The sequence below is a fragment of the Campylobacter sp. RM16187 genome, from assembly GCF_025319965.1.
GTDB lineage: Bacteria > Campylobacterota > Campylobacteria > Campylobacterales > Campylobacteraceae > Campylobacter_A.
The window spans coordinates 55,793-68,175 of record NZ_CP012549.1 but is presented as its reverse complement, the minus strand read 5'-3'; the positions used below and the strand labels follow the sequence as shown (position 1 = coordinate 68,175).

The following is a 12,383-nucleotide window of genomic DNA, read 5'->3' as shown; positions in this document are numbered from 1 at the left end:
ATCAACCATTTAAACTATCTTTTATAGCCTGAGCTATCTCATAAGCTAAATTTACAGGCACAGCGTTACCGACCATTTTATAACCGTCATTTATATTTTCATACTCAAATACAAAATCATCATTAAAACCTTGAATTCTAGCACACTCTCTCACACTTAATCTTCTATAAAATTTTTCAAATCCGTCTTGGAATTTAAATAAATTTGTAGCCATTTTTATCATTTTTGGGGCATTTGGATGAATCTGACACTGTCTTCCCGAAGCCTGTATAGTAAATGCTTGTTCGTGCCACCCTCTTACTCTGTTTCTGCTCATAAAAATAGGCGAAAATGAGCCTGTAAAGTATTCGTGATTATTTACTGCATTTGGGTTCGCTTTATTTCCTTTTGCACTTTCAATAGCACTATCCTTAAGATCAAAAATAACATCTTTAAGTGTTAATTTTGATATTTCATCAAAACTTGAGCCTTGTGGCATATAAAATTTTAAGTCTAAATCTTTCCTAAATCCTATATAAAACACTCTTTTCCTATCTTGTGCAACGTTATAATCTTTAGCATTCACAAGATGTAAGGCAACCTCATAGCCACACTCATCAAATGCGCTTAAAATTTCACCAACGGCTACCGAATGTCTATTGGCTAGCATTCCGCTGACATTTTCTGCCAAGAAAAACATTGGTTTTTTGGCTCTGATAATCCTTATATACTCATAAAAAAGCTTACCCCTTGCGTCATTTATTCCGTTTAAAGAGCCTGCTTCAGACCAAGACTGACAAGGAGGACCACCTATAATTCCGCATATATCATCAGGAAAATCTTTATCTTTTAAATCTCTAATATCATCTTTTAGTAAGTTTGTATTTTCGTGATTTATCTGATATGTTTTATGGATTGCTTTATCAAATTCATTTGCGACTTCTATCTCAAATCCGGCATTCAAAAAACCCAAATCAAGACCGCCACAGCCACTAAAAAGACTAATAAGCTTCATTTGGTTGAAAATTCTACTAATTTCACAGGGATAAGCAGAGCCGGATTATTGGGATTTTTGACATTTTTATTGACAATTTTTAAATTTTCATTTTTAGTAGATAAATCTATTAGCTCTTGTGTATTATCAAAGCTATCCCATTTTTCTTGGCTAATTATCGACATGAAATTAAAATTTTGATTTAAATTTCTAGTGTAGATATAACTAAATACTTTCCAAGGGTTCTCTATGCCCCACATACCGCGAATTCTTAGATATGTTATGCCGAGCGGATCTATTTTATTTACTCTGCCAAGCTCTCTTGTATGTGAAAATTCAATCCCTGCACAAGATTCAACGCTATTTTTTATTAAATTCTTGACTTTAGCATAGCACTCATCTTTGGCACAAAATTCAGTTCCGTAAACCATGCAAAGACTGCTAATTTTATTATTGTTCACTACGCCTGTTGCATATATAATATCTTTTTCTTGCCAAATTTCAGCATTTTTGCAATCACTTGAAATCATAGTTTAATTTATATTTTGGATGACTGCTGTTTAGAGCTAGAAGCGAGTCATTTTTTCTATTTTCTTTATCTCGATCGCATCACCATTTTTTAACATTGCATCAGGAGGATTTGAATTGTTGCCCAAGTATGAGAAAATATCGCTATATCTTGCTATTTTTTCATTTTCACTAAACCCAAAGCTACCAGCAAACAAATCCTTGATATAGTTTTCTAGAGCATCTCCCATTTGGTTTGCTCTATTTTTACTATCACTTTGAAAATTTAGCGAAAAATTTGAATTATTTACTAAATTCAAAATAGCATTTATAATATTGCTCACTGGCACCCCTCGCACTCGATCGAGCGATCGGCTACGTTATTTACTTTATTGCTATCAGGGCTTTCCGAGCGTAGATAGTAGGTTGATTTAAGCCCAAGCTCCCATGCAAGCGTGTAAATTTCATTTAGATAACCACCACTTGCCTTATCTAGGCTCATGAAGATATTTAGGCTCTGGCCTTGGTCGATCCATTTTTGGCGCACGGCCCCAGCTTTAACGAGCACTCTTTGATCAAGCTCGTAAGCAGGTGTATAAAACTGCCACGTATCAGGGCTTAGATCAGGCACGACGGTCGGTATCATACCGCTTAAATTTTGCTCAAACCATTTGCGTTTATAAACTGGCTCGATCGTCTGAGTCGTGCCAACAAGGATAGATATCGAGCTAGTCGGTGCGATAGCCATAAGATAGCCGTTTCTCATACCGTCAGTCTTAACCTTAGCTCGCAGCTTATCCCAGTCGCAAGTATCCTCATCAAACAGCCCTCCGCGATTTACGAGAGCTTTTGCATTTTCGTTCGCGACATCTATCGGGAAAATTCCCTTGCTCCATTTTGAGCCTTCAAATGTCGGATATTTGCCCTTTTCAACGGCTAAATTTGAGCTTGTATAAATGGCTTGATAGCTTATGTTTTCCATTATGCTGTCAATCAGCGCTAAATGCTCATAACTGCCCCATTTTACGCCGCGATTTGCCAGCATTTGCGCCTCGCCCATCACGCCAAGTCCGATAGAACGGGACGATAAGTTCGTGTGTTTTACTTTTTTATGCGGATAGAAATTTAGATCGATAACGTTATCAAGCATTCTCACCGCTATCGGCACTACGCGCTCGATGTCAGCCTTTGTGTTTATCTTGCTTAAATTTATGCTCGCAAGGTTACAAACCGCCGTTTTGCCCTCGACGCTCTCTTTTTCAACGATAAAAATTTGCTTTTTGCCAATGCTATCGAGTGCACTTAACTTCTTAGCTTTTTTCGTTATACCGCTACCTACAGTAACGTCATCTTCCTCGTTAAACACTCTCTCTTCGCCGTCTTCAAAGGTGATTTTGATCTTATAGTAATTAGGCTCCGTGTTTTGGAAAATTTCAGTGCATAAATTTGAGCTTCTGATAAGTCCGTCGTGATCGTTTGGATTTGCTCTGTTAGCATTATCCTTAAAGCACAAAAACGGCATTCCGCTCTCAAAATAGCTGGTTAAAATTTTCTTCCAAAGCTCTTTGGCTACGACAGTGTTTTTCTGGATATTTTCATCGTTTTCATACTCTATGTAGCGCTTCTCAAACTCTTCGCCATATAGATCGCACAGATCAGCCACTTGCGCAGGATCAAAGAGAGTCCAGCGCCCATTTTCCTTAATGCGCTTCATAAATAGGTCATTTATCCAAAGCGACGGAAACAGCTCATGTGCGCGTCTTCGCTCCTCGCCCGAGTTCTTGCGAAGATCTAAAAAATCGCTCACGTCCATATGCCAAGGCTCGATATATACGGCTATCGCACCTTTTCTTGTGCCTAGCTGATCGACTGCTACGGCTATGTCGTTGGTTACTTTTAGGAATGGGATTATACCTCCGGCAGCGTTTTTATGTCCGTCGATACTTCCGCCCATGGCGCGCACCTTGCACCAGTCCCAGCCGATACCGCCGCCAAATTTAGAAAGCAGCGCCATCTCTTTGTAACTGTCAAAAATTCCCTCGATATTATCAGGCGTACTACCGATATAGCAGCTGCTTAGCTGATGGCGAGTTGTCCTTGCATTTGATAGGGTTGGAGTTGCCAGCATGACCTCAAATTTGCTGATGAGGTCGTAAAATTTCTTCGCCCAGCCTTGGCTATCAAGCTCATTTTGTGCAAGAAACATCGCGATAGCCATAAACATCTGCTGCGGAAGCTCGATAGGCTTGCCTTTGCTATCCTTGATAAGATAGCGATCATAAAGCGTTTTGATACCAAGATAGGCAAACTGCAAGTCGCGCTCAGGCTTTATGTAGTTGTTTAGATCGTCAAGGTCGTATTTGTCCTTAAGACCAGGGATGATGCGCCCTGCCTTCTCGCCCTTCTCAAAATATTCGCGCAAATGGTTGTAACCGTTATAGCCCGTTACTTTGTGATACAGGTCGTAAAGAAACAGTCTCGCCGCGACAAATGTCCAATTTGGACGATCTATGTCAATCTTATCAACTGCCGTTTTGATGAGCGTCTGCTGGATCTCTTCGGTCGTTATCATATCGCGAAACTGGATCTTCGCATCAACCTCAAGTTCGCTTAAATTTACGTTTTCTAGCCCCTCAACTGCGGCACCTGTGTATTTCTTGATCTTACTTATATCAAGCTCCTCTGCTCTTCCGTTACGCTTTATGACTTTCACTTAATTCCTTAAATTTCTATTTCTCAAATTTTACTTATCAAATACTCTTTTAAAAATTCCATCGACATTTTTCGTATAGTAGCTATACTCAAAACACTCTCTTATCTCTTTTTCGCTAAGTGCTTTGTTTAGATCCTCATCGTTTAGTAAATTTTGAAGATACAGGCTCTCACCTTTTTCATTTATAGCCTGCTTACCCTCCTGAAGATCAGCCCAAACTTTCATCGCGTTTCTTTGTACGATCTTATATGCATCCTCACGAGAAATTCCACGTTTTGGAAGCTCCAAAAGCACACGCTGAGAAAATACAAGCCCACCCGTAAGGTTTAAATTTTTCATCATATTTTCAGGATAAACGACTAAATTTTCTATCAAATTACTAAGGCGAACCAGCATAAAATCAGCCGTCACAAATGCATCAGGCAGCACAAATCTCTCGACTGAACTATGGCTGATATCGCGCTCATGCCAAAGCGCTACGTTTTCAAGCATAGGCGTTACATACGAGCGAAGCACACGGCAAAGACCTGTGATATTTTCGCTTAGAACCGGGTTCCGCTTATGAGGCATCGCGCTCGAGCCTTTTTGTCCGGCGCTGAAGTACTCCTCGCACTCATAAACTTCCGTGCGCTGATAGTGGCGGACTGCTACGGCTATCTTCTCGCAGCTTGCCGCAAGTATAGCGATAGCGTTTATCACGTGTGCGTAGCGGTCGCGCTGGATCACTTGATTTGACGCAGGCGCAGGAGTAAGCCCCAACTCAGCGCAAGTTAGCTCTTCAAGCTCAAGAGGTGCATGCGCAAAATTTCCCATCGCACCAGAAATTTTGCCATAGCTTATCACTTTTTTAGCGCTCTTAATCAGCTCTAAAGCGCGGTTTATCTCATCATACCAGATCGCAAGCACAAGCCCAAAAGTTATCGGCTCGCCATGAATTCCGTGGCTGCGACCAACCATAAGCGTATCTTTGTGCTCGTAGGCGCGTCTTTTAATAGCACTCATCAAATTCTCAACATCTTTTATGATAAGTTCAAGACTCTCTTTAATCTGCAAAGCAACGGCGGTATCGATACAATCAGAGCTTGTCATGCCAAAATGCACGAAGCGGCTCTCCTCGCCAAGGCTTTCGCTCACGCTCGTTAAAAACGCGATCACGTCATGTTTGGTCGTCTTTTCTATCTCGTCTATGCGAGCGATGTCAAATTTGGCGTTATTTGCTATCTTTTTGCAGTCTTCATCGCTGATAAATCCAAGCTTATTCCACGCTTTAACCACAGCAATCTCAACTTTAAGCCATGCGTCATACTTTGCTTGCATACTCCATTTTTCAGCCATCTCCTTGCGCGAGTATCTCTCTACCATAAAATCACCTTTGTGTTATAATAAAGGATAGATTTTATCCAAAAACGAGTAAAAATTGCCTTATATAAATAAATTTATTACCATTGCCGATTCCCAAAAAGCCTATGAAGTACTGATAAATTCAGGCTTTAAGATGAGAGAAGCGCAGCGACTTATAGATAGAGGAAGGCTTCTTTGCGATGGTGTTGTGGTGAATGAAAAAAACGCTGTTTTAAACGGTGAAATTTGTCTGATTGACTACGAAACGAATCCGCGCGGACTTGAGCCGATATTTGAATGCGAGCAGTTTGCCGTCTTTGATAAACCAAGTGGAGTTTTAAGCCATCCAAACGGTAGAAACTGCGAATACTCACTAAACGATGAAATTTGGCATCTATATGGTCGAGAGGCAAGCGTGGCACATCGCTTGGATTTTGAAACGAGCGGCTTAATCGTCGTCGCACAAAATAGAGCCTCTCAAATAAAACTAAAAAAGCTTTTTGAAAGCAGAGAAGTTAAAAAATGCTACGTCGCGATGACAAGCGGCGAGATCAAAAACGACATGACAATAGAAGCCAAAATGGATCTTGCAAACAACTACGACGATGTAAAAATGCGTATGCAAATTTGTGAAGACGGCAAGGATGCAGTTACTAAAATTTCACCGATAGAGTATTTTGCCGACATAGATGCAACCTTTGTTCGAGCCGTTCCGCTTACAGGAAGGCAACATCAAATTCGCTTACATTTGTTTCACGTAGAACACAAAATTTTAGGCGAACCACTTTATGGATTAGATCGAGAGCAGATAATCAAAATTTTAGACAAAGAGATGAGCGAAATAGACAGGATAAATTTAACCGGCGCGAGCAGACTTTTGCTTCATTCGGATGAAATTTTATTTGAATTAGACGGCAAAAACTATCATATTAAGTCAAAATTTGACGCAAAAACCGAATTTTATAAATTTGCAAAAGAGAAATTTGAACTAACTTAACAAGCTAACAACACAAAAACGTTAGCAAAATTTTTAAAAACTTAAATATATAAAATGAAAATATTTTAGCTTGTTAGTAAATAAAGTTAGTTGAAGTTAAAAGCTAAAAAACAGATAAAAAAGAGGTAAATACAAACAAATTTAAGCTAACAAATAAATAAGTTAGTTTTATCTTTCATCCTTATCAAAAATTGCAACTTTTATAACTAATGCGAGCCCCGCGATCACCACAATAGATATAAAGATGATTTGCGAGATATCAAGCAGGCTCATTTGCTCTCGCTTCTTTGTTTGAGCTGTCCGCAAGCCGCCGAGATATCAAGCCCTTTGCTTTGACGAATCGTACAGGTCACACCATGATCGCGCAGATATTCCTGAAATTTAAGCATATCTTCAAGCTCGGGTCGTCCGTATTCGCTTCCTTCGTGAGGATTAAAATAGATAAGATTTACTTTTGCTTTGATGCCGTGAAGCAGCTTCACAAGCTTTTTTGCGTCTTTTATACTATCATTCATATCTTTGATGACAAGATACTCAAACATCACTCGCTTCCTCATATCGATGGGGAATTCCTTGACTGCTTGCATTACGGATTCAATATTATAAGCCTTGTTTATCGGCATGAGCTTTGTGCGAAGCTCGTCAGTAACAGCATGAAGTGAAATCGCAAGCAGCACTCCCAGATCCATCTCTCCGAGCTTTTTTATCTGAGAACCAAGCCCGCTAGTGGACACAGTCTGCCTTCTAGCACCGATAGCAAGTCCGTCGTTTTCCATAAGAATTTTAATCGCTTTTGAGACGTTATTTAAGTTATCAAGCGGCTCGCCCATGCCCATATAAACGATATTTATACGCCTCTCATAAGGGATATTATTAGCCTTTTTTATCCATAAAATTTGCCCCACGATCTCGCCCGGAGTTAAATTTCGCTTTAGTCCTCCTTTGGCAGTAAGACAAAACGAACAGCCCATGCGACAGCCTACCTGCGAACTTACACAGATGGTGTATCGAGCATGGCGCGAAATTTTGCCGTCTTCGTGAGTCTGTTCTTCTTTCATCGGTAGCAAAACACTCTCTATACGCGAGCCGTCTTTAAGCTCAAAAAGATACTTGATCGAGCCGTCACTGCTCTGCTCGGCTTTCACACAACTTAACGGATCGAAGTAAAACTCCTGTGCAAGCTGTTCTCGCATAGCCTTTGGCAAATTTAACATCTCATCAAAGCTATCTGCGCCTTTCTTATAAACCCATTCGTAAATTTGCTTGGCACGAAATTTTGGGCTTAGCTCACTCTCAAGCTCCTCAAGCGTATAATCAAGCAAATTTCTCATATCAATTTTCTCTCTTTAAGTGAATTTATAAGTTTCTCTTTGGCCTTCTGATGATTTTTTATAAAGTCTTCATGCGCGTTTTGGTCGCAAAAATTTGTTGCGACAAATAACCCTCGAGCTGGAATTTTAAATTTCTTAGCCACTTTTAACACTGCAAAAAATTCCATATTTTCCAAAGTATAGCCAAGCTCTGCAAGCTTGTATGCCAAATTTTCATCGGTCGTGATAAAATTTGATGAATTTACTTGGATAGTTTCACGTGGAACTTTGGCATTTAAATTTTTGTCACAGATTTGTACTGATGAAATTTGAGTTTCACACGGAGTGTAACTTTTATTTTCTAAACTTGAAATTTCGATATTTCCAGCTATTTTGCTCTCATAAATTTCAAAAATTTCTCCGCTTTTATAAAGTCCTGCCGAACCTATAAATATAATTTCATCAGGCAAATTTGCTCTATTTTCACATAAAAATTTCGTCAAATTTATACTCATGTCCACAAGCCCTACTCCCATCGGCAGAGCGAAATCAAAAATTTCATTACGACCGGCAGAGATTATCACGCTCTAATCTCCAAAAATTCACAGCCGTTAAATTTAATTTTCAGGAAACAAAGTTCAAAACAAAGCATAAATTTAACTCTCAAAGCCTAATCTCAATACCGTTTTCACGCAGATACTCTTTAAGTTTTTTGATCTCAACTTCTCTAAAGTGAAAGATAGAAGCAGCCAAACAAGCATCAGCACCCGCCAAAAACGCCTCTTTAATATGCTCCATATTGCCAGCACCTCCACTTGCGATAACAGGGATATTAAGCTTACTAAACATGCGCGTGATATCAAGGTCGTAGCCGTTTTTAGTGCCGTCTCTGTCCATAGAAGTTAGCAGTATCTCGCCCGCGCCGCGCTCTTGAACCTCTTTCGCCCAAGCAAAGGCATCCTTGCCCGTATCTATCCTGCCGCCGTTTATAAACACATGATAGCCGCTCTCAAAGCTCTTAGCGTCAATCGCTACCACGACACACTGAGAGCCGAATTTATTTGCCGCTTCGTCTATCAAATTTGGATTGTGAATGGCTGCTGAGTTTAGGCTGATCTTGTCGCACCCTACGTTTAAAAGCCGTGAAATATCGTCAAGCGTTTTGATACCACCGCCCACGGTTAGCGGGATAAATAGCTCGCGAGCAACTTTCTCCACAACATCCACGATCGTATCTCGCCTAAGATGAGTTGCGGTAATATCAAGGAAAGTAAGCTCATCAGCGCCCTCTTCGTTGTATCTTTTGGCGATCTCAACAGGATCTCCGGCATCCACTAAATCTACGAAATTTACGCCCTTTACGACGCGACCATCTTTAACATCAAGGCATGGGATTATACGTTTGGCAAATTTATTCACGGCTTACCTTTAAGTGATTTTCGCCGATTTTATCAAAATTTCACTTAATAACCGCAGCGGGCTAAAACAAGAAAAGCGGGCAAGAGCAAGCCAAATTTTAGCAAGCTTGCTCTAAAAATTTTATTTTTTATCTAAAATTTGAGTTTTTGCAACTACATTTATAAAAACTAACGGCTCTTCGCCCGTGTTTGCTAGACCGTGAGATTGCCCCGGACGAGCGATAGTCACATCACCGGGACCCACTTCAGTCTGCTTGCCGTGAGAGTCGGTAAAGACGCCTTTGCCTGAAATGATGATATAAACATCCTCGTTATCGATGTGCTTATGAAGCCCGATGGAAGCACCCTTTGGCAAGGTTAGCCAACCGATCTCTCTAAAGGCGTCTTGATCGGTGGTTTGATGGCGATTATACGCAAAATCTCCGAGCAAAGGACCTACGCCACCGCCTGCGTTTTCGCGGTTCCAAGGCACGAGCGCATCTTTTTTATACACTTGAACGCTTCTATCTGCTTCAGGCACGAGCGGATGAGCGTTTAAAGAGCCAAATGCAAGCAAGATAGAGCAAAGAGCAAGACTAAAATTTTTCATAATCATCTCCTTAGATAAAAGTTTTGGCTACTTAAATTTTAGCTAAATTTGGTAACTATTTTACTTTGCTTTTAGATTGATTTCACCGATTTTCTCAAAGCTATCTTTATCAAAAACATACGCTCGATAATCCTTGCCATCATCAAATCTAACCTGCAAATACTTAGGATCAAAACTCACTCTAAGGCGCATTGTAACTGGGTCAAATTTCGCCGTATCAAGCTCTTTTAGCTCGTAATTTTTGCTAAATAGATAAATTTTGCCCTCATTAAAGCCAAGCCCTAAAAACTCGCTATTTTTACTCTCGTTTATATGTAGATAATGAAAATTTTTAAGGCTCTTAACTGCTTCAAAACTTACTTTATCATCATAAATTCTCACATTAAAAAACTCTCCTGCACTATCTTTAAAAAACAGCCCCGCATCAAACGGCTTTAAGTTTGTAAATCTTCCAAAGACAGCTTTAATCGGGAATTTCACACCCAAATTTTTAGCCTCTTTATTTAAAATTTGGCTAAATTCGCCCTCCTCATCGCCGTCATGATGAAAAACACGAAATTTATCCGCGTCAAGATAGATCATATCTTCGCTAAAAGGTATGGCTGAAATTTTCGGATCGGGATTAAAGAGCGGATAGAAAGGAATTTTAGGCGGCGTGGCATCCTTTGGCGCATAGGTTATCGACATCCTAGCCTGCCTTATAGCCGCCTCGTCAAAGACCTCATCACCGATCTTTACGGGCATTTTGCCTTGCTGCTTTAAATCCATATAGTAGTTAAAGGCAAGCTCATTTTTATACTCTGTTTCGTTTTTAAAAACTCTGCCGCTAGCGCTTCTGTAAGCAAAATAATGCCCGCCCAAATTCTCCTGAAATACAAATTCCTTAAGGCTTGGCGAGTAAAATATATAATATCTCTCGGATTTGTTTGCGAATTTTTGCTCGTAAAATTTATATCCGCCAACTCCTGCCACCGCTAAAATTCCAGCGTAAATGGCTAACAAAAAGGCTAAATTTATCGAAGTTTCTTTGTGTGAGATGAGCGCGTTAAATCCAAGCAAGATAGAGACCAAAAGCAAAACAAGAAGTAGGGCAAAGCTCTTAACGTAAAACACAAGCGCAAAGCAAACTACGACAAAAATCACGCTTGAGATAGCAGCTCTAAGGCTTCTTTTGTCTATCAAAACCGAGCTTGTAAAGATATAAAAAACCGCTCCGCTTAAACAAAAATAGCACCAGTTTATAAAAATCTCTTTTGTGATGACTACAGGATAAAATTTGCTTGCCAAAAACACAAGCCAAGCCCCAAAAACAGCCCAAATAATCGCAAAAAATATAGCCGCAAAAAGATAGTGCCAAAGCAAAATTTTAAAGCTTGAGGCAGGTAGATGAAGCAGGCATTTTATGCGGTTTCGCTGCGGCAAAAACTGCGCTAAAGCCACACAGATAAAGCTTGCCAAGATCGCTGCAAAGGTCGCGAATTCAGGCTCGTTATCAAAAAACACATAGCCGTACCAGATGACTGATTCTGGATGGATAGCGCCAAATTTATAGTTAATATCAAAGCTAAACCAAGCAAAAAAGATAGCCAAAACCAAAGCCAAAAATCCAAAGAAGAGCCCAAGCCTACTGATCTCTTTTAAAAATATCGCTCTCAAGTCCGCCCCCCTACTCGTATCTGCCTACAAAGCCTAAAAACTTATCCTCAAAGCTTGCATTTTGCGCTTCAAAGCCGTCTAAATTTACAAATCCGTAAGCCATTTTGTGATGTTTAAACTCATCTACATTTTTAAAATTTTCTTTGCTCACGTCAAGCTCTTTTGGCAACTTATAAACCTTAAATTCGCGCATAAATTCACTCATCTTGCTTTGAAAAATTCGCCCTCCTCGCTCGACGATCAAAAACTCATCAATCAAATTTTCAAGATCGCTCATCACGTGGCTTGTAACGATCACGGTCTTATCTTTGCCGTCAAGATAGTCCTTCAGATAATCGCCAAAAAGCCGCCTATATCCCGCATCAAGCCCCATGGAATAATCATCGAATATAAGCACTTTCGCATCTTGCGCAAAGAGCGAGGCAAGGATAACCTGAGATTTTTGCCCAAAGGACATCGAATTTAGCTTTTGATCCTTGCTGAGTTTTAAAAGCTTTGCCAAGTCATTATAAATTTTGCTATCCCAGCGCGGATAAAATGCGGATAAAAATTCCTCGTATTGCGCGATACCAAGGTGATCAAAGCTCGTAAATCCCTCAAACAGCAGGGCGATATCGCGCTTGGTATCGTTATCAAGGTTAAAGCTATTTTTGCCAAGCACTCTGCACTCGCCGCTTTTTGGACGGATGTAGCCCATAAGTATGTTTATAAGCGTGCTTTTGCCCACTCCGTTTCTGCCCAAAATTCCAAAGACACTGCCCTGTTTCACGCTAAAGCTCAAATTTTCATAAATCAGCTTTTTGCCGTAAAAATGAGTGACGTTTTTTACCTCGATAGCGTTCATAAAAAACCTTATATAAAATATTACTAGAAATTCTA

At 40.0% G+C, this 12,383-nt stretch carries 11 protein-coding genes and 1 pseudogene; 1 reads left to right on the top strand and 11 read right to left on the bottom strand.

Translation table 11 applies throughout. The features are described from left to right. Position 1 precedes the first annotated feature (1 nt). The 4 genes and pseudogenes from CDOMF_RS00470 to purB form a co-directional block, all read right to left on the bottom strand. The gene (locus CDOMF_RS00470) at positions 2 to 994 is read right to left on the bottom strand and encodes a DNA cytosine methyltransferase (RefSeq protein WP_260951957.1); all 993 of its coding nucleotides are present in this window, start codon (positions 992 to 994) and stop codon (positions 2 to 4) included. Continuing rightward, a pseudogene (locus CDOMF_RS00465) lies at positions 991 to 1,824 on the bottom strand (NgoPII family restriction endonuclease). Before CDOMF_RS00465 ends, CDOMF_RS00470 begins: the two are co-directional and overlap by 4 nt. Continuing rightward, positions 1,821 to 4,193 (bottom strand): ribonucleoside-diphosphate reductase subunit alpha, encoded by a 2,373-nt coding sequence (locus tag CDOMF_RS00460; protein WP_260951956.1) that lies wholly within the window; start codon positions 4,191 to 4,193, stop codon positions 1,821 to 1,823. Before CDOMF_RS00460 ends, CDOMF_RS00465 begins: the two are co-directional and overlap by 4 nt. Before the next feature lie 30 nt (positions 4,194 to 4,223). Then, positions 4,224 to 5,555: an adenylosuccinate lyase gene (gene purB, locus CDOMF_RS00455; RefSeq protein ID WP_260951955.1), complete on the bottom strand. Its 1,332-nt coding sequence runs from the start codon at positions 5,553 to 5,555 to the stop codon at positions 4,224 to 4,226. Between the two features lie 55 nt (positions 5,556 to 5,610). Between purB and CDOMF_RS00450 the strand changes: the two genes are divergently transcribed. After that, entirely contained in the window at positions 5,611 to 6,531 is a 921-nt protein-coding gene (locus CDOMF_RS00450) for a pseudouridine synthase family protein (protein ID WP_260951954.1), read from the top strand. A 168-nt stretch (positions 6,532 to 6,699) separates the two neighbouring features. Here the strand turns inward: CDOMF_RS00450 and CDOMF_RS10830 are convergent, their stop codons facing one another. The 7 genes from CDOMF_RS10830 to CDOMF_RS00420 form a co-directional block, all read right to left on the bottom strand. Next, positions 6,700 to 6,804, bottom strand: a complete 105-nt coding sequence (locus tag CDOMF_RS10830; RefSeq protein ID WP_442863512.1) for a hypothetical protein — start codon at positions 6,802 to 6,804, stop codon at positions 6,700 to 6,702. Continuing rightward, the gene (gene rlmN, locus CDOMF_RS00445; protein WP_260951953.1) at positions 6,801 to 7,862 is read right to left on the bottom strand and encodes a 23S rRNA (adenine(2503)-C(2))-methyltransferase RlmN; all 1,062 of its coding nucleotides are present in this window, start codon (positions 7,860 to 7,862) and stop codon (positions 6,801 to 6,803) included. Before rlmN ends, CDOMF_RS10830 begins: the two co-directional genes overlap by 4 nt. Next, a complete protein-coding gene (locus CDOMF_RS00440) occupies positions 7,859 to 8,425 on the bottom strand; it encodes a phosphorylase family protein (protein ID WP_260951952.1) in 567 nt (188 codons plus the stop codon). Before CDOMF_RS00440 ends, rlmN begins: the two co-directional genes overlap by 4 nt. 79 nt (positions 8,426 to 8,504) lie before the next feature. Next, positions 8,505 to 9,260: an imidazole glycerol phosphate synthase subunit HisF gene (gene hisF / locus CDOMF_RS00435; protein ID WP_260951951.1), complete on the bottom strand. Its 756-nt coding sequence runs from the start codon at positions 9,258 to 9,260 to the stop codon at positions 8,505 to 8,507. Positions 9,261 to 9,380: 120 nt separating this feature from the next. After that, entirely contained in the window at positions 9,381 to 9,848 is a 468-nt protein-coding gene (locus CDOMF_RS00430) for a cupin domain-containing protein (RefSeq protein ID WP_260951950.1), read from the bottom strand. 60 nt (positions 9,849 to 9,908) lie between these two features. Next, positions 9,909 to 11,504 carry a DUF4857 domain-containing protein gene (locus CDOMF_RS00425; RefSeq protein ID WP_260951949.1) on the bottom strand — a complete coding sequence of 532 codons (1,596 nt, stop codon included), beginning with the start codon at positions 11,502 to 11,504 and terminating at the stop codon, positions 9,909 to 9,911. 10 nt (positions 11,505 to 11,514) lie between these two features. Continuing rightward, complete coding sequence (locus tag CDOMF_RS00420; protein WP_260951948.1) at positions 11,515 to 12,348, bottom strand: ABC transporter ATP-binding protein; 834 nt, start codon at positions 12,346 to 12,348, stop codon at positions 11,515 to 11,517. Positions 12,349 to 12,383 lie beyond the last annotated feature (35 nt).

What these genes read in the sequence shown, in the direction of transcription:
- CDOMF_RS00470 (WP_260951957.1), bottom strand. Translation starts at nt 994, where the DNA reads ATGAAGCTTATTAGTCTTTTTAGTGGCTGTGGCGGTCTTGATTTGGGT.
- purB (WP_260951955.1), bottom strand. Translation starts at nt 5,555, where the DNA reads ATGGTAGAGAGATACTCGCGCAAGGAGATGGCTGAAAAATGGAGTATG.
- CDOMF_RS10830 (WP_442863512.1), bottom strand. Translation starts at nt 6,804, where the DNA reads ATGAGCCTGCTTGATATCTCGCAAATCATCTTTATATCTATTGTGGTG.
- rlmN (WP_260951953.1), bottom strand. Translation starts at nt 7,862, where the DNA reads ATGAGAAATTTGCTTGATTATACGCTTGAGGAGCTTGAGAGTGAGCTA.
- CDOMF_RS00430 (WP_260951950.1), bottom strand. Translation starts at nt 9,848, where the DNA reads ATGAAAAATTTTAGTCTTGCTCTTTGCTCTATCTTGCTTGCATTTGGC.
- CDOMF_RS00420 (WP_260951948.1), bottom strand. Translation starts at nt 12,348, where the DNA reads ATGAACGCTATCGAGGTAAAAAACGTCACTCATTTTTACGGCAAAAAG.